This is a genomic window from Streptomyces sp. NPDC048734 (assembly GCF_043198675.1).
Classification (GTDB): domain Bacteria; phylum Actinomycetota; class Actinomycetes; order Streptomycetales; family Streptomycetaceae; genus Streptomyces.
Genome location: NZ_JBICUZ010000003.1, coordinates 510101 through 536106 on the forward strand (window position 1 = coordinate 510101; position 26006 = coordinate 536106).

General features: G+C 68.3%; 21 protein-coding genes. 9 read left to right on the plus strand and 12 right to left on the minus strand.

Annotation, left to right across the window (positions count from 1 at the left end):
* Positions 1 to 30: 30 nt before the first annotated feature.
* Positions 31 to 2322 carry a murein biosynthesis integral membrane protein MurJ gene (gene murJ, locus ACGFQC_RS11305; RefSeq protein ID WP_363092309.1) on the minus strand — a complete coding sequence of 764 codons (2292 nt, stop codon included), beginning with the start codon at positions 2320 to 2322 and terminating at the stop codon, positions 31 to 33.
* Positions 2323 to 2366: 44 nt separating this feature from the next.
* Positions 2367 to 4751: a DUF6049 family protein gene (locus tag ACGFQC_RS11310; protein ID WP_363092311.1), complete on the minus strand. Its 2385-nt coding sequence runs from the start codon at positions 4749 to 4751 to the stop codon at positions 2367 to 2369.
* A 257-nt stretch (positions 4752 to 5008) separates the two neighbouring features.
* Here ACGFQC_RS11310 and ACGFQC_RS11315 point away from each other — a divergent pair, with 257 nt between their 5' ends.
* On the plus strand, positions 5009 to 6475 hold the full coding sequence (locus ACGFQC_RS11315) for a CCA tRNA nucleotidyltransferase (protein ID WP_363092312.1): 1467 nt from the start codon (positions 5009 to 5011) through the stop codon (positions 6473 to 6475).
* A gap of 99 nt (positions 6476 to 6574) precedes the next feature.
* Here the strand turns inward: ACGFQC_RS11315 and ACGFQC_RS11320 are convergent, their stop codons facing one another.
* From ACGFQC_RS11320 to ACGFQC_RS11335, 4 genes are all read right to left on the minus strand, one after another.
* Positions 6575 to 7072, minus strand: a complete 498-nt coding sequence (locus ACGFQC_RS11320) for a hypothetical protein (protein ID WP_363092313.1) — start codon at positions 7070 to 7072, stop codon at positions 6575 to 6577.
* A gap of 125 nt (positions 7073 to 7197) precedes the next feature.
* Positions 7198 to 8460, minus strand: coding sequence for an MFS transporter (locus ACGFQC_RS11325; RefSeq protein WP_363092314.1), 1263 nt, complete (start codon positions 8458 to 8460; stop codon positions 7198 to 7200).
* A gap of 162 nt (positions 8461 to 8622) precedes the next feature.
* Positions 8623 to 9705: an inositol-3-phosphate synthase gene (locus ACGFQC_RS11330; protein ID WP_363092315.1), complete on the minus strand. Its 1083-nt coding sequence runs from the start codon at positions 9703 to 9705 to the stop codon at positions 8623 to 8625.
* 44 nt (positions 9706 to 9749) lie between these two features.
* A complete protein-coding gene (locus ACGFQC_RS11335; protein ID WP_363092316.1) occupies positions 9750 to 10433 on the minus strand; it encodes a helix-turn-helix transcriptional regulator in 684 nt (227 codons plus the stop codon).
* A gap of 384 nt (positions 10434 to 10817) precedes the next feature.
* On the opposite strand from ACGFQC_RS11335, the gene ACGFQC_RS11340 reads away from it, so the two are divergent.
* Positions 10818 to 13514 (plus strand): transglycosylase domain-containing protein, encoded by a 2697-nt coding sequence (locus ACGFQC_RS11340; RefSeq protein WP_363092317.1) that lies wholly within the window; start codon positions 10818 to 10820, stop codon positions 13512 to 13514.
* A 131-nt stretch (positions 13515 to 13645) separates the two neighbouring features.
* Entirely contained in the window at positions 13646 to 15145 is a 1500-nt protein-coding gene (locus ACGFQC_RS11345; RefSeq protein ID WP_363092318.1) for a glycosyltransferase 87 family protein, read from the plus strand.
* A 79-nt stretch (positions 15146 to 15224) separates the two neighbouring features.
* On the opposite strand, the gene ACGFQC_RS11350 is transcribed toward ACGFQC_RS11345, so the two are convergent.
* The 3 genes from ACGFQC_RS11350 to ACGFQC_RS11360 form a co-directional block, all read right to left on the minus strand.
* Positions 15225 to 16256 (minus strand): alanine racemase, encoded by a 1032-nt coding sequence (locus tag ACGFQC_RS11350; protein WP_363092319.1) that lies wholly within the window; start codon positions 16254 to 16256, stop codon positions 15225 to 15227.
* 91 nt (positions 16257 to 16347) lie between these two features.
* The gene (gene femX, locus ACGFQC_RS11355; protein WP_363092320.1) at positions 16348 to 17469 is read right to left on the minus strand and encodes a peptidoglycan bridge formation glycyltransferase FemX; all 1122 of its coding nucleotides are present in this window, start codon (positions 17467 to 17469) and stop codon (positions 16348 to 16350) included.
* A gap of 212 nt (positions 17470 to 17681) precedes the next feature.
* Positions 17682 to 17993 carry a hypothetical protein gene (locus tag ACGFQC_RS11360; RefSeq protein WP_363092321.1) on the minus strand — a complete coding sequence of 104 codons (312 nt, stop codon included), beginning with the start codon at positions 17991 to 17993 and terminating at the stop codon, positions 17682 to 17684.
* Positions 17994 to 18279: 286 nt separating this feature from the next.
* Here ACGFQC_RS11360 and rpsF point away from each other — a divergent pair, with 286 nt between their 5' ends.
* The 4 genes from rpsF to rplI all read left to right on the plus strand — a co-directional run bounded on the left by rpsF (position 18280) and on the right by rplI (position 20036).
* Complete coding sequence (gene rpsF / locus ACGFQC_RS11365; protein ID WP_006604399.1) at positions 18280 to 18570, plus strand: 30S ribosomal protein S6; 291 nt, start codon at positions 18280 to 18282, stop codon at positions 18568 to 18570.
* 80 nt (positions 18571 to 18650) lie between these two features.
* Complete coding sequence (locus ACGFQC_RS11370; RefSeq protein WP_363092323.1) at positions 18651 to 19253, plus strand: single-stranded DNA-binding protein; 603 nt, start codon at positions 18651 to 18653, stop codon at positions 19251 to 19253.
* A gap of 81 nt (positions 19254 to 19334) precedes the next feature.
* Entirely contained in the window at positions 19335 to 19571 is a 237-nt protein-coding gene (rpsR, locus tag ACGFQC_RS11375; RefSeq protein WP_020130672.1) for a 30S ribosomal protein S18, read from the plus strand.
* A gap of 18 nt (positions 19572 to 19589) precedes the next feature.
* Entirely contained in the window at positions 19590 to 20036 is a 447-nt protein-coding gene (rplI, locus tag ACGFQC_RS11380; protein ID WP_363092325.1) for a 50S ribosomal protein L9, read from the plus strand.
* Positions 20037 to 20170: 134 nt separating this feature from the next.
* Here rplI and ACGFQC_RS11385 read toward each other — a convergent pair whose 3' ends face one another.
* Positions 20171 to 21508: an MATE family efflux transporter gene (locus ACGFQC_RS11385; RefSeq protein ID WP_363092326.1), complete on the minus strand. Its 1338-nt coding sequence runs from the start codon at positions 21506 to 21508 to the stop codon at positions 20171 to 20173.
* A gap of 459 nt (positions 21509 to 21967) precedes the next feature.
* Between ACGFQC_RS11385 and dnaB the strand changes: the two genes are divergently transcribed.
* On the plus strand, positions 21968 to 23443 hold the full coding sequence (dnaB, locus tag ACGFQC_RS11390) for a replicative DNA helicase (protein ID WP_363092327.1): 1476 nt from the start codon (positions 21968 to 21970) through the stop codon (positions 23441 to 23443).
* A gap of 59 nt (positions 23444 to 23502) precedes the next feature.
* On the plus strand, positions 23503 to 24888 hold the full coding sequence (locus ACGFQC_RS11395) for a serine hydrolase domain-containing protein (RefSeq protein WP_363092328.1): 1386 nt from the start codon (positions 23503 to 23505) through the stop codon (positions 24886 to 24888).
* Positions 24889 to 24974: 86 nt separating this feature from the next.
* On the opposite strand, the gene ACGFQC_RS11400 is transcribed toward ACGFQC_RS11395, so the two are convergent.
* Together ACGFQC_RS11400 and ACGFQC_RS11405 are read right to left on the minus strand one after the other, a co-directional pair.
* Complete coding sequence (locus tag ACGFQC_RS11400) at positions 24975 to 25427, minus strand: GNAT family N-acetyltransferase (protein WP_363092329.1); 453 nt, start codon at positions 25425 to 25427, stop codon at positions 24975 to 24977.
* Between the two features lie 9 nt (positions 25428 to 25436).
* Positions 25437 to 25901, minus strand: a complete 465-nt coding sequence (locus ACGFQC_RS11405; protein ID WP_363092330.1) for a MarR family transcriptional regulator — start codon at positions 25899 to 25901, stop codon at positions 25437 to 25439.
* Positions 25902 to 26006 lie beyond the last annotated feature (105 nt).

Genomic DNA, 26006 nt, shown 5'->3' on the forward strand with positions numbered 1-26006 from the left:
GCGGACGATGGTTGTGCGCCTACCCCTGGCTCAGCGACCCAGGCGTCCGCGCACCATGCCGACGAGCGAGTTGAGCTCCTCGATCCGCATGCGGCGGGCGGCCACGAAGAAGACGCCGAGCAGGACGGCCCCACCCGCCAGCAGTGCGGCGAAGGAGCCGAGGACGCCCTGACCGAGAGTCTGGGCGATGCCGTAACAGGCGGCGCCGCTGAGCAGGGCGGCCGGCACGGCGGCGATGCACAGCCGCGCGTACGTCCGCAGCACGCGGGCGCCGTCCAGGTCCCCGCCGAGCCGCTTGCGCAGACGGCTCCAGGCGACGCCGACACCGGTGGCGTAGGCCAGGCCGTAGGAGGCGGCCATGCCGACCACGGCCCAGCGGGCAGGGAGCAGGAAGTAGCAGGCGGCGGAGGCGGCTGCGTTGACGGCCGCCACGATCACCGTGTTGTAGAAGGGGGTCCGGGTGTCCTCGTACGCGTAGAAGGCGCGCAGGACGACGTACTGCACGGAGTAGGGGATCAGGCCGAGGCCGAAGGCCATCAGCATGAAGCCCATGTTCGTGGCCTCGCTGATACCCGAGGAGCCGAAGATCAGAGTGCACATCGGGACGCCGAGCGCGATGAACCCGAAGGCGATGGGCACGATCGCGACGGCCGTGGTGCGCAGCCCCTGGGAGATGTCGTCGCGGACGGCACCCGCGTCCTCCTCGGCCGCGGAGCGCGAGATACGGGGCAGCAGGGCGGCCATCAGCGACACCGTGATGATGGCCTGCGGCAGACCCCAGATCAGCTGAGCGTTGGCGTAGGCGGCGAAACCGGTGCCCCTGACGCCCGAGTCGATGCCTGCGGCGGTGGACAGCTGGGTGACCACCAGCGCGCCCGCCTGGTTGGCCAGGACGAACAGGATCGTCCACTTGGCGAGCATGGCGGCCTTGCCGAGGCCGTGGCCCTTCCAGTCGAAGCGCAGCCGCATCCGGAAGCCGGTCTCACGCAGGTACGGGATCATCGCGAGGGCCTGGACGACCAGGCCGAGCAGGATGCCGATGCCGAGGAGACGCTGGCCCTCCGGCGGGATGTTCGTGACGCTCATCTCGGAGTCCGCCGAGGTGCCGTACACCCACAGGAACATGCCGAGCGTCACGATGATGACGATGTTGTTCAGGACCGGCGTCCACATCATCGCGCCGAACTTCCCCCGGGCGTTGAGGATCTGCCCCATCACCACGTGGACGCCCATGAAGAAGATCGAGGGCAGGAAGTAGCGCGTGAAGGTGACGGCGACCTCGTTGGCCGCGGGGTTGCTCGCGACGGGGTTCGCCAGCATGCGGACCAGGAGCGGGGCGGCGAACATCGCGAGGGCGGTGAGCGCCGCCAGGGCCACCATCACGAGGGTCAGGAGACGGTTGGCGTACGCCTCGCCCCCGTCGTCGTCCTCCTTCATGGCACGGACGAGCTGCGGCACGAAGACGGAGTTGAGGCCACCGCCGACGGTCAGGATGTAGATCATCGTCGGCAGCTGGTATGCGACCTGGAACGAGTCACCGAGGAAACCGAGACCCAGGGCGGAGACGATCATCGCCGACCGGATGAACCCGGTCAGACGCGAGACCATCGTGCCCGCTGCCATCACGGCGCTCGACTTCAGCAGCCCCGTGGCCCGACCGCCCTTCTTCGCGGGCGGCGCGGGGACCGCCGCCGGGGTGGCGGTGAGGTTCATGGTCTGGTCGACGCCGGACGCCGGCCCCTCGGGCCCTGGAACATGGACGGCCGCGGGCGCCCGGTACTGCGCGGTGAGACCCGTGCCGCTCGGAGCGTGTGCTGGCCCCGGTACCGCGGGCGAGTCCCTCTGGGCGCGGGTGTCGCCCTGCTGCTGGTCGCGGAAGAGGTGGGCGAAGGCATCGGGTTCGTGGCGCTCCTCACCGGAGTGAGTGACGAGGTCGTCCACACCCACGAACTGGGTCGTGCGCGGGTCATCGCCGTACGGCAGGTACTGCGTCGGGCCCTCCGGCTCGGGCGCCGGGGTCTGGGCCCAGACACGGGGGTCGGGCGCGTACGGGGACTGCTGCGGCTGCCCGTAGAGCGGCTGCTGGGGAGGGTGGGCGCCGGGCGGCGGCGGGGGGTGCGCGGCACGGTCGTAGAGCGCCTCGGCGACCGGATCCTGCGCGGTGAGGTCCTGGGACCGGTAGGGGTCCTGGTCGTAGGCGTCCTGGAGGTACATGTCCGCGGGGTGCTGCGGCGGCACCTGGCCCTGCTCGGGCGGCGGGCCCTCGGGGTAGCCCGAGCTGCCCGCGGCCTGGCCGCGGTCACCGTCGTACGGCGCGTTCATGGTTACCCCACCTCATCGTTCCGGGCCGTCCGGCCACGACATCCTCAACGGTCCACTCTCTCACCCGTCCCGGAGGGGTCGGCGCTTTCCGCTGCGGTGTCCGTGGTCCCGTCACTCGGCTGCGCCGGGCCGTCCGCCCCGGACCGGGCACCCGACTCGTCGTCGGGACGGCTCTCGGAGTCCTGCGCGCTCTCGGCGGCGTCGGCTGCCGGGTCCGTTCCGTCGGCTGCGTGGTCCTCGGCCCCCCGGGCCGCGGCGCGCTTGCGCTGGGTGTACATGCGGAAGCCGGCCAGCACCAGCAGCAGGACACCGCCGCCGATGACGAGCATCACCGTGGCCGTGATCTCGGTGACCTTCACGTCGAAGGTGACCGGTGCGCCGTACGCCCTGCCGTCCTCGGTGTACAGCTGGGCGACGACCGCCGCCTGGCCGTTGGCGTTGGCGGAGGTGGTGAACTTCACCGTCGTACTGTGTCCGCCGGAGACGGCGATGGGCTGCTCGTCATAGGCCTTGCCGCCGATCTCGAGACGGGTCGGATTGGTCGAGGTGAGCCGCAGCACCAGGCGTTCGACGCCCTGTACGAGGTTGTTCTGCACAGTCACCGGGATGGTGGCGCTGCGCCCGGAGAGCTTCAGCTCCGACTTCTCGATCAGCTTGACCTGGCCGGCGAGCGTGCCGAGATAGGCCTGGACGCCTTGGCGGAAGCTGCTCGCCGCGGCGGTCCGGCCCCGCCAGGAGGCGGACATCTCACGGTTGACGGCCCGCCCGAAGGGAGTCACCACCCGGGACTCGTCGGTCAGGATCACCTTGAAGTTGTCGAGCCGGTCCTGCGTGGTCGCGATGTCCACGAAGGCCGACCGCGGCAGCTCCCGCTTGGCGAGCGAGGCGGGGTACGCAGAGCGGGACGGCACCCTCGTCGTGGCGCCCGGGTCGGGCTTGGCGGTGGCGGCCGCCGTGAGCTGCTGCGCCTGCGACCAGGTCCCGCCCTGCAGGGCCGTGACCGCTTCCGCCATCGCCTGGGCCTGAGCCGCGGTCGGCATGCGCTGAGGGGCCACGACGATGCTGCGCTGTTTGTCCGACTGGAGGTTCAGCGCCAAGCTCTGCGCCAGGAACTCCTGCACGGCGAGTGTGGACGCGGAGGCCGCCGTCAGGTCGCTCTGGAACGCCTGCGACAGTCTGGCGTCCGCCACCACCGCGGTGGTGCCGCCGCCGATGGGGCGGGCCGCGGAGGGCGTGTACGACAGGCCGCCGTTCTCCGTCAGGCTGTCACTTCGCGCGATCACCTTGTCGGCGCCCGCGGAGGTGGCGACCTTGACGATCGACGGGTCCACGGCACCCTCGACCGGCCAGGCGAAGTCGGTGCTGGGGGTCACGTGGAGGACGGTCTCCACCGTGTAGACGGCGACGTCCGTGGCTGCCTTGAGCTGGCTCAGGGAGCCGGTGACGCTGGTGCCGCTGTGCGCGAGGGAGGCCAGGTCGGGGTCGGCGTAGGGCAGGGCGACGACCTGCTTGCCCCGTACGGCTTCCTGCAGTGCGGCGAGCCACTGACTGGCGACGGCCTGGTGCTTGCCGGCCGTGGTGGTGTCGCCGGCGAGGATGTCGTACCGCTCGGTCATGGCGTCGACGGAGGCCAGCAGGTCCGGGTCGATCACCCAGGTGACATCGAGGGTCCGCCCCAGGCTCAGGAGCTGGTCGAGGCGGCCGCCGGGCGAGATCTCCGCGGCGAGGTCGTCGTTGAGGAAGACCGGTGTCTGCTGTTCGTCGGACCCGGTCTCGGCTGTCATGTGGACGTTGGAGACCAGCGGCCACAGCACCGTCGTACGGGTTCTGGTGTCGGCCTGGTCGGGCTGCCACGGCAGGAACGTCCGCTGGATGCCGAGCATCCGCTCCCACGGCTTCGCGGATGTCTCACCCGAGAGGGAGACGCCCAGGGGATACACACCGTCGGCCCCGAGATCGAGCTCGTCCACCGGTACGGAGATGCTGAACTGCTGGGCGACCCCGGGAGCGAGCTTGGCGAACTTGGCGATGTACTTGTCGCCCACCTCGGATCCGGTGGCGCTCGACAGGTCGTCGGGCCGCTTGGCGGTGCTGTCGATCGCCGAGCGGGTCGCCAGAGCGGACCCCAGGTGCAGGTCGACGTGCGCGTCCGTGACGGTCTGCTTGCCCTTGTTGGTCACCGTGCCGGACACCGTCAACGTGTCGCCCTCGGTGGGAGCGCTGGGGGTGAGCGAGTCGACGGCGACGGCGACCGTGCCGGTGTCGGAGGCCGCCTTGGCGGAGGTCTGTTCGGCGGCCGACGCCGAGGACGCGGGCAGCTGGAGCAGGCCGGCCAGCAGAGGCGTCCCCGCGAGCAGTGCTCCGGTACGCCGCAGCCACCGGCGGGCAGGTGAGGGAGCCATCCCCGGGAAGTCTGCCGCCTCGGCCACGCGCTCGTCCGTCCCTCGTCGTCGTCAGTGGTCGTCGGTATGTGCGTCCACGCATGGTAACGATGCCCGCTGAGGGTAAGTGCCGCGGTCTGCTCCGCAAGATCAGGTGCAACCGGCAGCGCCTCCACTATGTGCATGTATAGGGAGGGACAGTGGCGTATGTCATGAAGGCTGGTGATTGCGCGTCTATTGAGGGAGGTGGCTGTCCCCTTTATAGGGGCGCCCGTGCCGTGCCGGGCCACGTACCCTCTTCTGTTGTGCCGAACGCCAACGAAGACAACCTCAGTGTCCTGAGTCAGGTGCAGCATCGCGCGGTGAGTGAACTGCTGCGGGTGGCTCCTGTCGCCGACGACCTCGCCCGCCGTTTCCAGGAGGCCGGGTTCTCGCTCGCCCTGGTCGGCGGTTCGGTCCGGGACGCGTTGCTCGGCCGACTCGGCAACGACCTCGACTTCACGACGGACGCCCGCCCCGAGGACGTGCTGAAGATCGTCCGACCCTGGGCGGACGCCGTATGGGATGTCGGGATCGCGTTCGGCACGGTGGGTGCGCAGAAGGACGCCCGCGTCGAAGATGTTGATCGAAGCTTCCAGATCGAGGTGACCACCTACCGGTCGGAGGCCTACGACCGGACGTCCCGCAAGCCCGAGGTGTCGTACGGCGACTCCATCGAGCAGGACCTGGTGCGGCGGGACTTCACGGTGAACGCGATGGCTGTGGCCCTCCCGGAGAAGGAGTTCATCGACCCACACGGTGGCCTCCATGATCTCGCCGCGCGAGTGCTGCGCACTCCAGGGACGCCGGAGGAGTCCTTCTCGGACGACCCGCTGCGGATGATGCGTGCCGCACGCTTCGCCGCCCAGCTCGACTTCGAGGTGGCCCCGGAGGTCATCACGGCGATGACCGAGATGGCCGGCCGGCTCGAGATCGTCTCGTCCGAGCGCGTGCGGGACGAGCTGAACAAGCTGATCCTTTCCGAGCGTCCCCGTAAGGGCCTGACGCTGCTGGTCGACACCGGGCTCGCCGAGCACGTGCTGCCGGAGCTGCCCGCCCTGCGGCTGGAGAGCGACGAGCATCACCGGCACAAGGACGTCTACGAGCACACGCTGATCGTCGTGGAACAGGCGATCGCGCTGGAGAAGGACGGCCCCGACCTCACTCTCCGTCTGGCCGCGCTGTTGCACGACATCGGCAAGCCGCGAACCCGTAGGTTCGAGAAGGACGGCCGGGTCTCCTTCCACCACCACGAGGTGGTCGGCGCGAAGATGACCAAGAAGCGCATGACCGCACTGAAGTACTCCAACGAACTGGTGAAGGACGTCTCGCGCCTGGTCGAACTCCACCTCCGCTTCCACGGCTACGGCACCGGTGAATGGACGGACTCCGCCGTCCGCCGGTATGTACGGGACGCCGGGCCGCTCCTCGAGCGTCTTCACAGGTTGACCCGCTCCGACTGCACGACGCGCAACAAGCGCAGGGCGACCGCGCTCTCACGTGCGTACGACGGGTTGGAGGAGCGCATCGACGAGCTGAAGGAACAGGAGGAGTTGGACGCGATTCGTCCGGATCTCGACGGCAACCAGATCATGGAGATCCTGGGTGTCGGTCCCGGCCCTGCCGTGGGCAAGGCCTACAAGCACCTGCTCGAACTCCGGCTGGAGAACGGCCCGATGGAGTACGACGCGGCGGTGGCGGCGCTTCAGGAGTGGTGGGCCAGGGAAGCCTGAGGCGTGCGCGGCAGGGGCATGTTTCACGTGAAACATGCCCCTGTTGGATGTGCCGAAGGGCGGTGTTTCACGTGAAACACCGCCCCTTCTGTGACTGCCTTACTTCGTGTAGTCCTTCAGGCAAAGCAGGAAGTTGCTGCCGTCACCGGTCTCGGTGTACGAGTACTGGAAGTCCTTGGCCTTTTCCGAGCACTTGGTCTCCGCGCTGATCATGGAGAAGTCGCCCTCGACCTTCGCCAGCACCACATACTGGGCCTTCGAGGAGCTGCACTCGACGACCTCGAGGTCGGGGTCGTTGTTGTCGGTGCTGCCGCGGTGCATGCAGTCGCCGACCGCCGCGGTGTTGGCGTCGTCCCGGCTCGATATGAAGGCAGCGATGCCCACACCGATGACGGCCAGGACGATCACGACGTTCTTGATCAGCTTGAAGCTGACCTTGCGGCTGGGCGGCGCCGGGGGGACCGCGCCGTAGGGGGCGGTGGGCTGCTGCGGGAAGCCAGGCTGCGGCGGGTACGGAGCCTGGCCCTGCGGCTGGCCGTAGGGCTGCTGGCCCTGCTGCGCGAACGGATTCTGGCCCTGGGGCGGCGGAGTCGTCACTGGGGGTCCCCCTAGAGAACATAGGTGTGCGACGTGCGTGAGGCACGAGATAAGACGCACGTAAATTACCGGCCACCACTGACAACGCTGCAGCCCAGGAGAGGTCTGTGGCATTGATGTGACACTTACTGACGTTCAAAACGTCCTATAGTCGCAGAAACAGCCCCGTAGATAACGGCGACCGTGACCACCAGGGCCGTGGAGCGCCCGTCCGGCGGCAGCATCACGGCGGCCACTCCGGCGGCGCCGACGAAGGCGACGTTGAACAGCACGTCATAGAGGGAGAAGACGCGGCCGCGGAAGCCGTCTTCCACGGAGAGCTGGACGATGGTGTCGGTGGCGATCTTCGCGCCCTGGGTGACGAGCCCCAGGGCGAAAGCCGCGACGAACGCGGCGGCTTCGGCGAACGGAAGCATCAGCGCGAGTTCCAGCACGGCGGCCACGGCCGAGCAGACGACGATCCAGCGGCCCGGGCCCAGACGCCGGGTGGCGGACGGGGTCACCACGGCCGCCACGAAGAAGCCCACGCCCGCGATGCCCACCGCCAGCCCCAGCAGGGCCAGCCCCTCTTCCGGGGCGGAGGACCAGGCGTACCGGCAGAGCATCAGTGTCATGACGGTCAGGGCGCCGTAGCAGAACCGCATCAGCGTGATCGCGCCGAGTGCCCACGCGGCCTGCCGACGACCCGGCTCGGCGAGGTGACGCAGGCCGGCCGCCAGGCCGCGGGCCGTTCCCCGGAGGGTGGTCATGAGACGGGGCGGGATCCGGTCCCGTTCGGGACCGAGCAGATCCACCGCCAGGCGCAGGGACGCCAGGGCGGCGCCCAGGTACAACGCCGAGCCCAGCAGGACGACGGCGGCGTCGGAGTCGGCGGCCAGCAGCCGGACCGTGAAGGCGAGCCCTCCCCCGGCGGTCGCGGCGAGCGTGCCCGCCGTCGGCGAGAGGGAGTTGGCGATGACCAGGCGCTCGGCGTCGACCACGCGCGGCAGTGCCGCCGACAGACCGGCGAGGACGAAGCGGTTGACCGCGGTGACGCAGAGAGCGGAGGCGTAGAAGAGCCAGTCGGGAACGCCGCTGACGATCAGGGCGGCCGTGACCGAGGCCAGCAGGGCCCGCAGGAGGTTGCCGTAGAGGAACACCTGGCGGCGGCGCCAGCGGTCCAGCAGGACGCCGGCGAAGGGGCCGACCAGGGAGTACGGGAGGAGCAGCACCGCCATCGCGGAGGCGATCGCGGTGGCCGAGGCCTGTTTCTCCGGGGAGAAGACGACGTAGGCCGCGAGCGCGACCTGGTAGACGCCGTCGGCGCACTGGGAGAGGAGCCGTACGGCGAGCAGGCGCCGGAAGGCGCCGAAGCGCAGCAGGACGCGCAGATCGCGGACGACGGCCATGGGGGACAGCCTCACATACGGCGAAGCCCCCGGATCACACGACCCGGGGGCCCTCGTCAGCCCTGGCAGGAGCGAATTTCAGCGCTGCCGGACGCAGCGCGGTGTGCTGTGCCGAGCCGGCGCGCGACCCTCGGTCGTGTCTGCGCGCCGTGCTCGGCCGAATCAGCGCTCGACTTCGCCGCGGATGAACTTCTCGACGTTCTCGTAGGCCTCGTCGTCGAAGTACTGGACCGGCGGGGACTTCATGAAGTAGCTCGACGCCGACAGGATCGGGCCGCCGATGCCGCGGTCCTTGGCGATCTTCGCGGCGCGCAGGGCGTCGATGATGACACCCGCGGAGTTCGGGGAGTCCCAGACCTCGAGCTTGTACTCCAGGTTCAGCGGGACGTCACCGAAGGCGCGGCCCTCGAGACGGACGTACGCCCACTTGCGGTCGTCGAGCCAGGCCACGTAGTCCGAGGGACCGATGTGGACGTTCTTCTCGCCCATGTCGCGGTCGGGGATCTGCGAGGTGACGGCCTGCGTCTTCGAGATCTTCTTGGACTCGAGGCGGTCGCGCTCCAGCATGTTCTTGAAGTCCATGTTGCCGCCGACGTTGAGCTGCATGGTGCGCTCGAGCCGGACACCGCGGTCCTCGAACAGCTTCGCCATCACACGGTGCGTGATCGTGGCACCGACCTGGGACTTGATGTCGTCACCGACGATCGGCACGCCGGCCTCGGTGAACTTGTCCGCCCACTCCTTGGTGCCGGCGATGAAGACCGGGAGGGCGTTGACGAAGGCGACCTTGGCGTCGATGGCGCACTGGGCGTAGAACTTCGCCGCGTCCTCGGAGCCGACGGGCAGGTAGCAGACGAGGACGTCGACCTGCTTGTCCTTCAGCACCTGGACGACGTCCACCGGCTCCTCGGCGGACTCCTCGATGGTCTGGCGGTAGTACTTGCCGAGACCGTCGAGGGTGTGGCCGCGCTGGACCGTGATGCCCTTGTTCGGCACGTCACAGATCTTGATGGTGTTGTTCTCGCTGGCACCGATGGCGTCCGAGAGGTCGAGGCCGACCTTCTTCGCGTCGACGTCGAAGGCGGCGACGAACTCGACGTCACCGACGTGGTAGTCCCCGAACTGCACGTGCATCAGGCCCGGGACCTTGGACGCCGGGTCGGCGTCCTTGTAGTACTCGACGCCCTGCACCAGCGACGCCGCGCAGTTGCCCACGCCGACGATGGCTACGCGAACCGAACCCATTCCGGTTGCTCCCTGTGTGTACGAGTGAGGCCCTGAGTGGGCTCTCACGTGGCGGTTTCGCCGGGCGTATCCGTCCCGGGGGTGTCCCCGGGACGGGGCAGGCCGCCCGTCGATCCAGATGTGGTGTTCTGTTGAGCGGACCCTCCGGAACCGGACCCCTTCAGGTCCCGTCCGGCCCGCTCGCTCTCGATGAGCTCGTTCAGCCAGCGCACTTCGCGCTCCACGGACTCCATTCCGTGGCGCTGGAGCTCAAGCGTGTAGTCGTCGAGGCGCTCCCTGGTGCGCGCCAGTGAGGCGCGCATCTTCTCGAGGCGCTCCTCCAGACGGCTGCGACGGCCCTCCAGGACGCGCATGCGCACATCGCGGGAGGTCTGGCCGAAGAAGGCGAAGCGAGCGGCGAAGGTCTCGTCCTCGTACGCGTCCGGGCCCGTCTGGGAGAGGAGTTCCTCGAAGTGCTCCTTACCTTCTGCCGTCAGCCGGTAGACGATCTTGGCGCGGCGTCCGGTGAGCGGAGCGGCCAAGGCGTCCTCCGGGCTGTTTCCCGCTTCTTCGATCAACCAGCCGTTGGCGACGAGCGTCTTGAGGCAGGGGTAGAGGGTTCCGTAGCTGAAGGCACGGAACACGCCCAGTGAGGTATTGAGTCGTTTGCGCAGCTCGTAGCCGTGCATCGGGGACTCGCGGAGCAGTCCGAGGACGGCGAACTCGAGGATTCCGGAACGTCGGCTCATCGTCGCCTCCTCTCTCCCGCGACCCGTGCTGACGGGCCCACTGACGGTCTTATGCCGGGCTGATGTATCGACTCGATACATCAGCACGATAGAACGGCCCTGCGGCTGGGACAAGGGGGGTGATAGTGAACGGGATCACATCACGGATTCATTGCGGGCAAGTTGCCTGGTTTGAGATGAACTTCGGAGCTGGACGGGTTTTGAGGGTGCGTAGTCTGTGCGCCATGCAAACCACCGGGACTCGCGAGACGCCGGGGGGCGTCGAGTTCCCCGGTGCAGTACGGGTGAATGCGCCAGCGAACCCATCCGTACTTCGGGGGGACAGGAAACCAGCCGCCGTTTCCAGGCGCGCACGGATGCGCCTGCCCGAGGAGTAGTCGTTCGATGAGCGAGCACCGTCGCAAACCGCCGCAGCCGCAGGAAGGCGGACGTGCCGCGGCCCGACGCGGCCAGTCCGGCTCGTCCTCCGGCCGCCGTGCGGCACCGCGAGGCGCCACCGGTTCTCCTTCCGACTCGTACGGGTCGGGCTTCCACGGGCCGGGAGGCGAGGACCCGTTGTCCGGTGGCCGCGCCGACGCCCGGCGCGCGGCACAGAGGAGCACGGGTGGCCGGCGCAGAGCCGCCGAGCCGGCAGGAGGCAGCCGAGGCGGACCGTCCGGTCCTCCGGGCCGGGGCAGAGGGCGTCCGGCGCCCGGCAAGAAACGCCTGGTCGACTACCCGCGCGCCGGCAAGTACGGCTGGCAGCGCTGGGTGCCGTCCTGGAAGCTCGTCGCCGGCCTGTTCGTCGGCTTCATGGGCAGCCTGGTCGCGGTGGCGGGCGTCGGGTACGCCATGGTCGGCATCCCGGAGGTCGCCAAGACCGCCACAGCGCAGAACAACGTCTACTACTGGAGCGACGGCAGCCAGATGGTCGCCACCGGTGGTGAGACGAACCGTCAGATCATCGACCTCTCCCAGATCCCCGAGGCGATGCGCTGGGCGGTGATCTCGCAGGAGAACAAGACGTTCTACGACGACAGCGGCATCGACCCCAAGGGCATCGCGCGCGCGGTGTTCAACATGGCGCGGGGTGGACAGACGCAGGGTGGCTCGACCATCACCCAGCAGTACGTCAAGAACGCCATGCTGAACGACCAGTCCCAGACGATCTCCCGGAAGTTCAAGGAGATCTTCGTGTCGATAAAGGTCGGCGCGGAGGAGGACAAGGACGACATCATCGAGGGCTACCTGAACTCGGCGTACTACGGACGCAACGCCTACGGCATCCAGGCCGCCGCCCGTGCGTACTTCGACAAGGACGCCATCAAGCTCAACGAGGGCGAGTGCGCCTTCCTCGCCGCCACGCTGAAGGGCGCCACCTACTACGACCCCGCCGGCGCCACCTCCATCGACGCAGCCGCGACGCCGGAGGCCAACCGCAAGCGGGCTCTGGCCCAGATGCAGGACACCCTCGACAAGATGGTCGAGTACGAGCACCTGGATGCCGCCAAGCGGGCCACGTTCACCACCCTGCCCAAGCTGGAGAATCCGCGGTCCAACACCCAGCTGAGCGGTCAGATCGGCTACCTCGTCGACCTTGCCAACGGCTACGTGATCACCCACAGCAAGGAAACGGGGATCACGCAGGACAAGCTCCAGCGGGGCGGTTACTCGATCTACACGACCTTCGACAAGAACAAGGTCAAGCAACTGGAAAAGGCTGTCTCGGCGGTCCAGGAGGCCAACATCAAGCCGAAGGAGCGCCCCGAGACGGACACCCACGTCCAGTTCGGTGGAGCGTCCGTCAACCCGGCGACCGGTGCCATCGAGGCGATCTACGGCGGTCAGGACGCGACCAAGCACTTCACCAACAACGCCGACCAGACCGGTGCCCAGGTGGGCTCCACGTTCAAGCCGTTCGTCCTCGCGGCAGCGATGAGCTGGGGCGTCCGCGACAAGGACCTCGGTTCGTCGCAGGCCCAGGACGAGCGCACCATCGTCTCGCCCAAGAGCCTGTTCAGCGGCAAGAACAAGCTCAAGATCAAGAACTACGACGGGACGATCTGGAAGAACGAGAAGGGCGAGGAGTGGCTGCAGACCAACGACGGCCAGGCCTCCTACGGCAGCCCGCCCAACTTCAAGGTCGACCTGCGTGAGGCGATGCGCGAGTCGGTGAACTCCGCCTTCGTCCAGCTGGGCATGGACGTCGGCCTGGACAAGGTGAAGGAGGCCGCCACGAGCGCCGGTATCAAGGAGAGCAGCCTCACCGGCGCCGACTTCCCTTCGTTCTCGATCGGCATCTCCGACCCGAGCGCGATCCGGATGGCCGGTTCCTACGCCACCTTCGCGGCCAGCGGCAAGCAGCGTGACCCCTACTCGGTCCAGAAGGTCACGAGCCAGGACGGCGTGATCTACACCCACAAGACCGAGACGAATGAAGGGTTCACCTCGAAGGTCGCGAACAACGTCACGGATGTCCTGAAGACCGTGGTCGAGAAGGGAACGGGTACCGCCGCGCAGCTGCCCGGTCGTGAGGTGGCCGGCAAGACCGGTACCACCGACGGCAACAAGTCGGCCTGGTTCGTCGGCTACACGCCGCAGCTGTCGACCGCGATCACCATGTTCCGGTACGACGACGACGAGACCAAGAAGAACCGCACGTTCCTGGAGATGTTCGGAACCGGTGGTCAGAAGAAGATCCACGGCGCTTCGTTCCCGGCGGAGATCTGGCACGACTACATGGCCGAGGCCATGAAGAACCTGCCGAAGAAGAGCTTCCCGGAACCCGAGCCCATCGGTGAGGTCCTCAACGAGGACCCGATCCCGTCGCCCAGCCCATCGGTCACGGAGAGCGAGGAGGCGAGCCCCTCGCCGTCCCCGAGCCCCACGGAGTCGGAACAGCCTGAGCCGTCACCCTCACCGAGCGATACCTGCAACAACTTCTTCGGTTGCGACGACAGCTCGGGCGGCGCGAACGGCGGGGGCAACACCGACGGCGGTACCGGGACGACTAGCCCCTCACCCTCACCCAGCGACACCGGGGACGACACCAGAGGCAACGGCAATGGCGGCGGCGACTTCTTCGGAGGAGCGAGCAGTTAGCAGGGCAATCGCCCCACCCATGCGTTTCACGTGAAACAAGGGGACGTTTCACGTGAAACGAGGGCCGCCCCACCGGACCAGGTGGGGCGGCCCTCGATGTTTTCCTAGGTCTGTACGGCAGGATGTGGGCCATGCCCAGTGCAGAATCGACGCCAGCGCGCGTGCACGAGCCTGATCCGGTGCAGCCGACCAGGAACGACGAGGTGGCCGCGGCCGGCAGTGAGCTGATCGGCGGCCCCTTGGGGCGGCGAGCCCTGACCGGGACGTCCCGGTTGTCGCCTGTGCGGGTGGTCGCGCTCGTGGCCATCGGGATGTTCGCCCTCGGCCTGATCCAGAAGGCGCCCTGCTACAACGGCGGCTGGTTCTTCGGCGCTGTCTCCCAGTACACACACGCGTGCTACTCGGACATTCCGCACCTGTACCAGGGGCGCGGATTCGCCGACGGACTCGTGCCGTACTTCGACAAGCTCCCCGGTGACATGCAGTACCTCGAATACCCGGTCCTCACCGGAGTGTTCATGGAAGTGGCCGCCTGGCTGACTCCGGGCAGCGGCAGCGCCCAGCATCAGGGCCAGTGGTACTGGATGGTCAACGCGGGGATGCTGATGGCGTGCGCGGCCGTCATCGCCGTCTGTGTGGCCCGGACGCACGCCCGGCGGCCCTGGGACGGCCTGCTGGTGGCCTTGGCGCCCGCGTTCGCGCTGACCGCCACCATCAACTGGGATCTCCTGGCCGTCGCTCTGACGGCCGCGGCCATGCTGATGTGGTCACGCGGACGGGCGCTGGCGTTCGGCGTCCTGCTGGGGCTCGCCACCGCCGCCAAGCTCTATCCCGTCTTCCTCCTGGGCCCGCTGTTCGTCCTGTGCTGGCGGGCGGGAAAGTGGCGGGACTTCGGCACGGCCCTCGGTGGTGCGGTCGTCGCCTGGCTGGTGGTGAACCTGCCGGTGATGCTCTTCGCCTTCGAAGGCTGGTCGAAGTTCTACACGTTCAGTCAGGAGCGAGGAGTCGACTTCGGGTCGTTCTGGCTGATCCTGGCTCAGAACTCCAGCGATCCACTCACCACCGACAGCGTCAACACGCTCGCCACGCTTCTGGTCGTGGCGTGCGGACTGGGGATCGGGGCGCTGACGCTCACGGCTCCGCGGCGCCCCCGCTTCGCCCAGCTGGCCTTCCTGATCGTGGCGGCCTTCATCCTCACCAACAAGGTGTACTCGCCGCAGTACGTCCTGTGGCTCGTGCCGCTGGCTGTTCTGGCCCGGCCCAAATGGCGGGACTTCCTGATCTGGCAGGCCTGCGAGGTGTCCTACTTTCTCGGCATCTGGCTGTACCTCGCCTACACCACCAGCGGAGAAGCCCACAAAGGGCTGCCGACCGACGGCTATCACTGGGCCATCGGCGTCCACCTGCTGGGGACGCTCTACCTGTGCGTGATGGTGGTGCGGGACATCCTGGTGCCCGAGCGGGACGTGGTCCGCCAGGCCGGGGACGACGATCCTTCGGGCGGGGTGCTCGATGGTGCGGAGGACGTCTTCGTCCTGGGCGCGACGGCTCATCCCGTCCGGCACGCGGCCCACTTCGAGGGGCCGCAGGTGGAGTGGGGCAAGCGGGACACCGTCGACGGTTCGCCCTGAGCGAACACGCCGGATTTCGGCAACGACGAAAGGCCGTACACGGAAACCCGTGTACGGCCTTTCGTCGTTGCCGTGCTGCTCAGCGGTCCACGATGCGGTCGAACTGCGTGGTGGTGTGCCGCAGATGGGCCACCAACTCGTCGCCGACCGTCGGCTCCGGTGCGTCCGAGGGGACGAACAGGATGGACACCTGCATGTGCGGCGGCTCGGCGAACCAGCGCTGCTTGCCGCCCCAGACGAACGGCGAGAGGTTCCGGTTCACCGTGGCCAGGCCGGCGCGTGCGACGCCCTTGGCGCGCGGCATGACGCCGTGCAGGGCCTTGGGGGCCTCCAGGCCCACCCCGTGGGACGTACCGCCCGCCACGACCACCAGGAAGCCGTCGGAGGCCGCCCTCTGCTGGCGGTAGCCGAACCGGTCGCCCTTGGCGACGCGCGTGACGTCCAGGACGGCGCCGCGGTACTCGGTGGCCTCGTGGTCCCCCAGCCACAGCCGCGTGCCGATGCGGGCACGGAAGCGGGTCTGCGGGAACTGCTGCTGCAGGCGGCTGAGTTCATCGGCCTTGAGGTGGCTCACGAACATCGTGTGCAGTGGCAGCCGGGCCGCGCGCAGCCGGTCCATCCAGCCGATGACCTCCTCGACGGCGTCCGAGCCGTCGGTGCGGTCCAGCGGCAGGTGGATGGCGAAGCCCTCCAGGCGGACGTTCTCTATGGCGGCGTGCAGCTGCGGCAGGTCCTGCTCGCTGATGCCGTGCCGCTTCATCGAGGACATCACCTCGATCACCACGCGCGCGCCCACGAGGCCGTAGACACCGTCGATCGACGACACCGACCGCACGACCCGGTCGGGCAGCGGGACGGGCTCCTCGCCGCGCCGGTACGGCGTCAGCACCAGCAGGTCACCGCCGAAGAAGTCCTTGATGCGCGCGGCTTCGTAGGTCGTACCGACGGCGAGGATGTCCGAGCCCAGCCGGGTGGCCTCCTCCGCCAGCCGCTCGTGCCCGAAGCCGTAGCCGTTGCCCTTGCAGACCGGGACGAGTCCCGGGAACTGCTCCTGCACGTGCTTGTGGTGCGCCCGCCAGCGCGCGGTGTCGACGTAGAGCGTGAGCGCCATGGCCGGACCTGGAACCTTTCTCGTGGCTGCGGTGTGTCAGAGGTGGGGAGCTGTCGAGACGTATGACGCCATCGAAGCAGCCGACGGGTGATCAGCGGCGCGACATGTAGATGTCGAGCGCCTTGTGGAGCAGCTTGTTCAGCGGGAAGTCCCACTCGCCCAGGTACTCGGCGGCCTGCCCGCCCGTGCCGACCTTGAACTGGATCAGGCCGAACAGGTGGTCCGACTCGTCCAGCGAGTCGGAGATGCCGCGCAGGTCGTACACGGACGCGCCGAGTGCGTAGGCGTCGCGCAGCATCCGCCACTGCATCGCGTTCGAGGGGCGGAACTCACGGCCGATGTTGTCGGAGGCGCCGTAGGAGTACCAGACGTGCCCGCCGACGATCAGCATGGTCGCCGCCGAGAGGTTCACGCCGTTGTGACGGGCGAAGTACAGCCGCATGCGGTTGGGGTCCTCGGTGTTGAGGGCCGTCCACATGCGCTGGAAGTACGACAGCGGGCGCGGCCGGAAGTGGTCGCGCACCGCCGTGATCTCGTAGAGCCGCTGCCACTCCTCGAGGTCGTGGTAGCCGCCCTGGACGACCTCGACGCCGGCCTTCTCGGCCTTCTTGATGTTGCGGCGCCAGAGCTGGTTGAAGTTCCTGTGGACCTCTTCGAGGGAACGGTTCGCCAGCGGTACCTGGTAGACGTAGCGGGGCTGGACGTCGCCGAAGCCGGCGCCGCCGTCCTCGCCCTGCTGCCAGCCCATGCGCCGCAGCTTGTCGGCCACTTCGAAGGCCCGCGGCTCGATGAAGTCGGCCTCGACGTCCCGCAGTCGCTTCACGTCCGGGTTCTGGATGCCCGCCTTGATGGAGGAGGCCTCCCAGCGCCGGATGATCACCGGCGGACCCATCTTCACGGAGAAGGCGCCCTGGTGCTTGAGGTGCGCGAGCATCGGCTCCAGCCACTCGGTCAGATTCGGCGCGTACCAGTTGATGACCGGGCCTTCGGGCAGGTAGGCGAGGTAGCGCTTGATCTTGGGGAGCTGGCGGTAGAGGACGAGGCCGGCACCGACGAGTTCACCGGTCCTGCCGTCGAACCAGCCGAGGCTCTCCGACCGCCACTCGGCCTTGACGTCTGCCCAGGCCGGAACCTGCATGTGGCTCGCCGCCGGCAGGCTCTGGATGTACGCCAGATGCTGCTCGCGGCTGATCGTCCTCAGGGTCAGGCTCATTCGGGGCGCTCCTCGGGCTGGTGTGTCCCCATGGGTACAGGGGCTCCGGCTCTCGCGCCGAAGCCTACTGCGCCTGGCGAGCGCCCTGACTGGGCGTACGGCACCTTTGCCCCGGCCGGTGGGACGGCCGGGGCGTTCCGCCGGGACGGCGCCGGTGCTCTGCGGCACCTCCTGCCGATGCCGGCGGGAGGTGCCGGGCCGGCTCTGTCAGGTCACCAGAGGCCGCCGAAGAGGCCGCCGTGGGCCATGCCGAGGAAGAAGCCGACGCCGGAGGCACCGAGCCCCAGGATCAGGCCGAAGCGCTCACGGGTGGTCTCGGAGATCCACTGTCCGTACGCGCCGGTGAAGATCCCCACCAGGCCGGCCCACGAGCTGAGCAGGTGGAGGCTGTGGAACATCGCCGTGATGAAGGCCACCGCGCCCAGGACCAGGGTGACGGCCGTGAGCGTGTCCTGAAGCGGATGAGGCCTGCCGTCGGTGGCGAAGAGAGAACCGGCGGTGTTGGGTCGCAATGCCTGTGCCATGAGGCACCTCCTGCGGAAAGCGGCGCATCGTAGCGCCATACACACCCGATGTGTACAGACTGACGGGCTCCGGGGCCGGATTTCAACCGGAAGCCGGTGTGCAGGTAGTCTGTACCGTCTGCACCGGTGTCTGCCCAGGCACAGCCAGGGACTCCGCCCAGCTCAGAGCGGGAACGTCGCGAAGCGACCCCGATTGTCAGTGGCGGCCGATACCGTTGCGTACGCATCACAACCCTCCTGCCACGGAACGACCGTGGCCGTTGAGTCCAAAGGAGGTGGGTTCCACATGCGTCACTACGAAGTGATGGTCATCCTCGACCCCGATCTCGAGGAGCGCGCTGTCTCCCCGCTGATCGAGAACTTCCTCTCCGTCGTCCGTGAGGGCAACGGAAAGGTGGAGAAGGTCGACACCTGGGGCCGTCGTCGTCTCTCGTACGAGATCAAGAAGAAGCCCGAGGGCATCTACTCGGTCATCGACCTGCAGGCCGAGCCTGCGGTCGTCAAGGAGCTCGACCGCCAGATGAACCTGAACGAGTCGGTCCTCCGGACCAAGGTCCTCCGTCCCGAGACCCACTGAGCTTCCCCGCTCAACTGGTCTCGGGATTCGAGTAGCAGCACCAGCAGCCAGCAGCAGCAAACCCGCCGAGAGGTTCCCCCATGGCAGGCGAGACCGTCATCACGGTCATCGGCAATCTTGTCGACGACCCCGAGCTGCGCTTCACCCCCTCCGGTGCGGCAGTCGCGAAGTTCCGTGTCGCGTCCACTCCCCGCACCTTCGACCGTCAGACCAATGAGTGGAAGGACGGCGAGAGCCTGTTCCTGACCTGCTCGGTCTGGCGTCAGGCGGCGGAGAACGTCGCCGAGTCGCTCCAGCGGGGCATGCGCGTCCTCGTGCAGGGCCGGCTGAAGCAGCGGTCCTACGAGGACCGCGAGGGCGTCAAGCGCACGGTCTACGAACTGGACGTCGAGGAAGTCGGCCCCAGCCTGCGCAACGCCACGGCCAAGGTCACCAAGACCACCGGCCGCGGTGGCCAGGGTGGCGGCGGTGGCTTCGGCGGCGGTGGCGGCGGTGGCGCCCAGGGCGGCGGCTGGGGCGGCGGCCCCGGCGGCGGTCAGCAGGGCGGCGGCGCTCCCGCCGACGACCCGTGGGCGACCAGCGCTCCCGCCGGTGGCAACCAGGGCGGCGGCGGTGGCGGCGGCTGGGGTGGAAACTCCGGCGGCGGTGCCGGTGGCGGCTACTCGGACGAGCCCCCCTTCTAGGCCTTCGGGCCCGGTTCTCCGGGCTCGTTCAGGCCGAGGGCGGGTCGTATCCCAACTTCTTGATCACACAGGAGAATCACCATGGCGAAGCCGCCTGTGCGCAAGCCGAAGAAGAAGGTCTGCGCTTTCTGCAAGGACAAGGTCACGTACGTGGACTACAAGGACACGAACATGCTGCGGAAGTTCATTTCCGACCGCGGCAAGATCCGTGCCCGCCGCGTGACTGGCAACTGCACGCAGCACCAGCGTGACGTCGCCACGGCCGTGAAGAACAGCCGTGAGATGGCGCTGCTGCCTTACACCGCCCAGGCGCGATAAGGGAAGGGTGACCGAAAAATGAAGATCATCCTCACCCACGAGGTCTCCGGCCTCGGTGCCGCGGGCGACGTCGTCGACGTCAAGGACGGCTACGCTCGCAACTACTTGATCCCGCGGAACTTCGCGATCCGCTGGACCAAGGGCGGCGAGAAGGACGTCGAGCAGATCCGTCGCGCTCGCAAGATCCACGAGATCCAGACCATCGAGCAGGCCAACGCTGTGAAGGCCCAGCTCGAGGGCGTCAAGGTCCGCCTGGCCGTCCGCTCCGGCGACGCCGGTCGTCTCTTCGGTTCCGTCACCCCGGCCGACATCGCCTCGGCGATCAAGGCTTCCGGTGGTCCCGAGGTCGACAAGCGCCGCATCGAGCTCGGTTCGCCGATCAAGACCCTGGGCGCCCACGAGACGTCCGTGCGTCTGCACCCCGAGGTGGCCGCCAAGGTCAGCCTCGAGGTCGTCGCGGCCTGATCGCTGCGCTCGGGCTTGTAGGGCTGAGAAGGGGCCGCACCCTCCAGGGCGCGGCCCCTTCCGCATGCCTCAGCCGATCCGCAGGTATCGGAACCGTGGTGTTTCACGTGAAACGCCGGTTTCGTGCGCCACGGTCAGCGGGTCGCGCCGGTGACCAGCCAGCGCCCTGAGCGGGCGCGCAGCCAGAGGGTCAGCATCCGGACCGCCATCATCAGGGTCATGGCTCCCCACAGTGCGGTGAGGCCGCCACCGAGAGTGGGAACCAGCAGCGCGACCGGCGCGAAGACCACCAAGGTGAGAACCATCGCCCAAGCCAGGTAGGGGCCGTCGCCCGCGCCCATCAGTACGCCGTCCAGGACGAAGACGACGGCACAGACCGGCTGGGACAGAGCCACCACCAGCAGGGCGGGCAGCGCGGCGTCCTTGACCCCCGGGTCCCCGGTGAACAGGGGCAGGAACAACGGCCGGGCCAGAACTACGAGCAGGGCCAGTACGACGCCCACGGCGAGGCCCCACTCCACCATGCGGCGGCAGACGGCCCGGGCACCGTGGGGATCGTCGGCGCCGAGGTAACGTCCGATGATCGCCTGTCCGGCGATGGCGACGGCGTCGAGGGCGAAGGCCAGCAGACTCCACAGTGACAGGACGATCTGATGGGCGGCGATGTCCGCGTCACCGAGTCGGGCGGCGACGGCGGTCGCGATCATCAGCACGGCTCGCAGGGACAGGGTGCGCACCAGTAGGGGCATGCCCGCCTGGGCCGACGCCCGGATGCCGACGGCGTCGGGGCGTAGCGAGGCGCCATACCGGCGGGCCCCTCGGATCACCACGACGAGGTAGGCCGTCGCCATGCCGCACTGGGCGATGACGGTGCCCCAGGCGGAGCCGGCGATGCCGAGATCCGCGCCGTAGACGAGACCGACGTTCAGAAGGGCGTTGGCCACGAAGCCGGCGACGGCGACGTAGAGGGGTGTCCTCGTGTCCTGGAGTCCGCGCAGAACGCCTGTTGCGGCGAGGACGACCAGCATGGCGGGGATGCCCAGTGCGGAGATGCGCAGATAGGTGATCGCGTACGGGGCGGCTGTCTCCGAGGCGCCGAACAACTCCACGAGGGAGGGTGCGGTGGGGAGGACGAAGGCGATCACGGCCGCGCCGAGCAGCAGTGCCAGCCAGATCCCGTCCATACCCTGGCGGATGGCTGCCGGAAGATCACCGGCGCCCACGCGACGGGCGACGGCCGCCGTGGTGGCGTAGGCGAGGAAGACGAAGATGCTGACGGCTGTGGTGAGCAGGGCGGAGGCCACGCCGAGGCCGGCGAGTTGCGCGGTGCCGAGGTGGCCCACGATGGCGCTGTCGGCCAGAACGAAGAGTGGCTCGGCGACGAGGGCGCCGAAGGCCGGGACGGCCAGTGCGACGATCTCCCGATCGTGCTGTCGCCGGGTGGCCTTGGGGATCGTGGGAGCCGGTGTCATGGCCACCAATCTAATCGTCCACAGGTAAGAGATGCAATTAGCTAATGACCCTTACTTCGTGACTCACTGTGCGTGCTCACCTGCACCCTTCGTGGCGAACTTGATCCGACTGGGGAAGTTTTTCTTCTGCACAGCCGGTGGACGGTAAAGACGCTGGTCAGCGAGGCCGCAGAGGAGAAGAAGAGGGCTTGTTCACAGGCCTGTCCACCGGGTCGTGCACAGGTTTTGAGTAGTTCTCCACAGCATCGGGGTCGTCGTCCACATGGCCTGTGGATAACCAGATTGGCTGAGGCCGTCGTCGGGCCTACCGTGGTCCGGCGCCCGCTCCGTTCCTCGGCTGTGAAAGTCCCGCAGAACCGACGCGCTCGAACCGGAGTTGGGCCTCTAGTTGTCAGTGCCGTGCCGTAGGAATGAGAGGCGCGGCGAGGTCCGCTCCGCGGACGGGAGGAGGTGGCTCGGTTGAGCATTTCCGAGCCCTTGGACGATCCGTGGGCCGACAGTGGTCCCAGTGATCGTCTGCCTTCCTCCCGTCGGCGTGACGGAGGCCGCGGACGCGACGAACAGCACGACCGGGGGCGGGACAGTGGTGACTGGGACAGTGGCGGGACGCCTTTCGAGCGGGTGCCACCACAGGACCTCGACGCCGAGCAGTCCGTGCTCGGTGGCATGCTCCTGTCGAAGGACGCCATCGCCGACGTCGTCGAGATCCTGAAGGGTCACGACTTCTACAAACCGGCGCACGAGACGATCTACCAGGCCGTCCTCGACGTCTATGCCAAGGGCGAACCGGCCGACCCCATCACGATCGCCGCCGAACTCACCAAGCGCGGCGAGATCAACAAGGTCGGCGGCGCCTCTTATCTGCACACGCTCGTCCAGACCGTGCCGACGGCGGCGAACGCCGAGTACTACGCGGAGATCGTCCACGAGCGCGCGGTCCTGCGCCGCCTGGTCGAGGCCGGCACCCGCATCACCCAGATGGGATACGCGGGTGACGACGACGTCGACGAGATCGTCAACCGCGCCCAGGCCGAGATCTATGCCGTCACCGAGCAGCGCACCAGTGAGGACTACCTCCCGCTCGGCGACATCATGGAGGGCGCCCTCGACGAGATCGAGGCGATCGGCTCGCGCAGCGGCGAGATGACCGGTGTGCCCACGGGCTTCACCGACCTCGACTCGCTCACCAACGGGCTGCACCCCGGCCAGATGATCGTCATCGCCGCCCGGCCCGCCATGGGCAAGTCCACACTCGCCCTCGACTTCGCCCGTGCGGCCTCGATCAAGCACAACCTGCCCAGCGTCATCTTCTCCCTGGAAATGGGGCGCAACGAGATCGCGATGCGCCTGCTGTCCGCCGAGGCCCGTGTCGCCCTGCACCACATGCGCTCCGGCACGATGACGGACGAGGACTGGACCCGCCTGGCCCGCCGGATGCCCGAAGTGTCGTCCGCGCCGCTCTACATCGACGACTCGCCGAACCTGTCGATGATGGAGATCCGCGCGAAGTGCCGACGGCTCAAGCAGCGCAACGACATCAAGCTCGTGATCATCGACTACCTCCAGCTGATGCAGGCCGGCGGCTCCAAACGCTCCGAGAGCCGCCAGCAGGAGGTCTCGGACATGTCCCGTAACCTCAAGCTCCTTGCCAAGGAGCTCGAGGTCCCGGTGATCGCGCTCTCCCAGCTCAACCGTGGTCCCGAACAGCGCACGGACAAGAAGCCGATGGTGTCCGACCTGCGTGAGTCCGGCTCCATCGAGCAGGACGCCGACATGGTGATCCTGCTGCACCGCGAGGACGCGTACGAGAAGGAGTCGCCGCGCGCGGGCGAGGCGGACATCATCGTGGGCAAGCACCGTAACGGCCCGACGGCCACGATCACGGTGGCCTTCCAGGGGCACTACTCGCGCTTCGTGGACATGGCGCAGACCTGATCGCGTGCCCTCGGCGAAATGGGCTCGACGTGGACTGCGCCGCCGGGTGGACTGGGGCCATGACGACACCTTTGGAAGAGCTGCTTCCCGGCACTCGGCGGGCGCTGCTGCACCGGATCGCCGTGGCCCAGTCCGAGGGGCGGGCACCCTCACTCGTCGCCGCGGTGGTGCGGGACGGGCGGGCCGTGTGGCACGGGGCACGGACCTCGGTCGACGGGCACGCTCCGGACGAGACGGTGCAGTACCGGATCGGCTCGATCACCAAGACCTTCACCGCCGTTCTCGTGCTGCGGCTGCGCGATGAAGGAGCGCTCGACCTCGCGGACCCGATCGAGAAACATCTTCCGGGTTCGGGTGCCGGGGAGGCGACCGTTGCCCAGCTTCTCGCGCACACGGGCGGCTTGGCGGCCGAGTCGCCCGGCCCATGGTGGGAGCGAACTCCCGGCTCGCTGCGTCCCCGCCTCTCCGACGTCCTCGGTGACCAGGACGTCCTGCATCCGCCAGGGCGTCGTTTCCACTACTCCAACCCTGGCTACAGCGTTCTCGGCGCTCTCGTCGAAGAACTCCGCGGTGCTCCGTGGGACGAGGTCCTACAGCGGGAAGTGCTCGAACCCCTGGGCCTTGAACGTACGAGTGTGCGACCTACCGCTCCCTATGCGGGTGGCTGGGCGGTGCATCCCTGGGCCGACGTGATGCTCTCCGAACCTGTCGAGGACTTCGGCCGGATGGCCGCGGCCGGTCAACTCTGGTCCACGAGCGGCGATCTCGCGCGGTTCGCCACCTTCCTGGTCCGAGGGGACGACAGGGTGCTGAGCGCGGACACCCTCAAGGAGATGCGGACGCCCGCGGCGCCGGCCGAAGCCACCGACCTTGTGGACGGTGGCACGTACGGGCTCGGGATGCGGATCGAGAACCTGGGCGGCCGGGTGCTCGTGGGGCACTCGGGGTCGGTGCCGGGGTTCCTGGCCGGTCTCACGATCGGCGTGGCCGACGACGTCGCCGCTGTGGTCCTGGCCAACTGCACGTCGGGTCCGATGGTGACTCAGGTGGCCGCGGACCTCGTACGCATCGTGGCCGAGGCCGAGCCGCGGATCCCCGAGCCCTGGCGGCCGCTGCGGGACGTCGATCGGTCCGTTCTGGAGTTGGCGGGCCAGTGGTACTGGGGGACCAGCCCGTTCGCCCTACGGGTCACTGCCGACGGTCACATCTCGCTCGGACCGCTTTCCGGCGGTGGGCGACGCTCGCGGTTCCGTCCGAACGGCGACGGAATGTGGTCGGGCCTGGAGGGGTACTTCGCCGGCGAGACTCTGCGGACCGTACGGCGACCGGACGGCACCGTGGACCATCTCGACCTCGGATCGTTCGCGTTCACTCGCCGGCCGTACGACGATGAGGCCGATGTGCCCGGTGGTGTGGACGCACAGGGGTGGCGGGGGATCGGCTAGCGCTCTGCGGAAGGAGGCAAGGTGCCGTGTTTCACGTGAAACGCCACACCTTGTCCTTGTGAGATCCGGACGCTGACCTCCGCCGTTCAGAGCTGGAGTTTGAAGCCGACGTGCGAGGCCTCGAAACCCAACCGCTCGTAGAAGCGGTGGGCATCGGTGCGCGTGCTGTCGGAGGTCAGCTGGACCAGTCGGCAGTTCTCCCGCCGGGACTCCTCGATCGCCCACTCGATGAACCGAGTACCAAGGCCGCCGCCGCGCTCGTCGGCGTGGACACGTACGCCCTCGATGATCGACCTGGTCGCCCCACGCCGGGAGAGGCCGGGCACGATCGTCAGTTGGAGGGTCCCCACGACACGTCCCTCGCGCACGGCCACGACCAGGCGCTGGTTCGCATCGGCGCTGATGCGCTCCAGCGCGCTCAGGTAAGGGGTGAGGTCGTCCGGCGACTCGCGCCGCGCCCCCAGAGGGTCGTCCGCGAGCATGCCGACGATCGCGGGAACGTCCTCGGCGACGGCTGCGCGTATTTCAAGATCTCCCATGGTCGCACCCTATGCAGCGGTGGGTGTCTTCAAGGACTCCACGACCCGGACCAGCGGAGCCAGTTCCGGGTTCTTCGCCGCCTCGTCGAGGGCCTCGCGAAGGGCGGTGTCATTGGTGGGGCGGGCCTCGTCCAACAGCTTCACGCCCGCCTCGGTGACGTTCGTGTAGATGCCGCGGCGGTCGGTGGGGCACAGGTACCGCTCGAGGAGACCACGGTCCTCGAGGCGGGTGACCAGTCGGGTGGTGGCGCTCTGGCTGAGGACGACGGCGTCGGCGACCTGCTTCATCTGCAGATGTCCCCCGTCGCCGTCGTGCTGGCGGCTGAGCACGTCGAGGAGGGAGTACTCGCGCACGCTCAGGTCGTGCCGGGCCTGGAGAGCGCGCTCGATATGGGCCTCGATCCTGCCGTGAAGCAGGGAGAGGGCGCACCAGCCCTGAGCGAGAGCGGTGAGTGCGGGGTCCGTCGCAGTCATGGGTGTTCTCCTCCGTCCCGGTGCGGCTGGATCCCAGGATAGGGCAATGCCGCAATAGACCGCTATTGCATGTAACCCGCGTCTGCAACTATTGTGAACGAACGT

What these genes read in the sequence shown, in the direction of transcription:
- rpsF (WP_006604399.1), top strand. Translation starts at nt 18,280, where the DNA reads ATGCGTCACTACGAAGTGATGGTCATCCTCGACCCCGATCTCGAGGAG.
- ACGFQC_RS11400 (WP_363092329.1), bottom strand. Translation starts at nt 25,427, where the DNA reads ATGGGAGATCTTGAAATACGCGCAGCCGTCGCCGAGGACGTTCCCGCG.
- ACGFQC_RS11385 (WP_363092326.1), bottom strand. Translation starts at nt 21,508, where the DNA reads ATGACACCGGCTCCCACGATCCCCAAGGCCACCCGGCGACAGCACGAT.
- ACGFQC_RS11350 (WP_363092319.1), bottom strand. Translation starts at nt 16,256, where the DNA reads ATGGCGCTCACGCTCTACGTCGACACCGCGCGCTGGCGGGCGCACCAC.
- ACGFQC_RS11340 (WP_363092317.1), top strand. Translation starts at nt 10,818, where the DNA reads ATGAGCGAGCACCGTCGCAAACCGCCGCAGCCGCAGGAAGGCGGACGT.
- ACGFQC_RS11395 (WP_363092328.1), top strand. Translation starts at nt 23,503, where the DNA reads ATGACGACACCTTTGGAAGAGCTGCTTCCCGGCACTCGGCGGGCGCTG.
- ACGFQC_RS11345 (WP_363092318.1), top strand. Translation starts at nt 13,646, where the DNA reads ATGCCCAGTGCAGAATCGACGCCAGCGCGCGTGCACGAGCCTGATCCG.
- murJ (WP_363092309.1), bottom strand. Translation starts at nt 2,322, where the DNA reads ATGAACGCGCCGTACGACGGTGACCGCGGCCAGGCCGCGGGCAGCTCG.
- rplI (WP_363092325.1), top strand. Translation starts at nt 19,590, where the DNA reads ATGAAGATCATCCTCACCCACGAGGTCTCCGGCCTCGGTGCCGCGGGC.
- ACGFQC_RS11405 (WP_363092330.1), bottom strand. Translation starts at nt 25,901, where the DNA reads ATGACTGCGACGGACCCCGCACTCACCGCTCTCGCTCAGGGCTGGTGC.
- rpsR (WP_020130672.1), top strand. Translation starts at nt 19,335, where the DNA reads ATGGCGAAGCCGCCTGTGCGCAAGCCGAAGAAGAAGGTCTGCGCTTTC.
- femX (WP_363092320.1), bottom strand. Translation starts at nt 17,469, where the DNA reads ATGAGCCTGACCCTGAGGACGATCAGCCGCGAGCAGCATCTGGCGTAC.
- ACGFQC_RS11370 (WP_363092323.1), top strand. Translation starts at nt 18,651, where the DNA reads ATGGCAGGCGAGACCGTCATCACGGTCATCGGCAATCTTGTCGACGAC.
- ACGFQC_RS11335 (WP_363092316.1), bottom strand. Translation starts at nt 10,433, where the DNA reads ATGAGCCGACGTTCCGGAATCCTCGAGTTCGCCGTCCTCGGACTGCTC.
- ACGFQC_RS11360 (WP_363092321.1), bottom strand. Translation starts at nt 17,993, where the DNA reads ATGGCACAGGCATTGCGACCCAACACCGCCGGTTCTCTCTTCGCCACC.
- ACGFQC_RS11325 (WP_363092314.1), bottom strand. Translation starts at nt 8,460, where the DNA reads ATGGCCGTCGTCCGCGATCTGCGCGTCCTGCTGCGCTTCGGCGCCTTC.
- ACGFQC_RS11330 (WP_363092315.1), bottom strand. Translation starts at nt 9,705, where the DNA reads ATGGGTTCGGTTCGCGTAGCCATCGTCGGCGTGGGCAACTGCGCGGCG.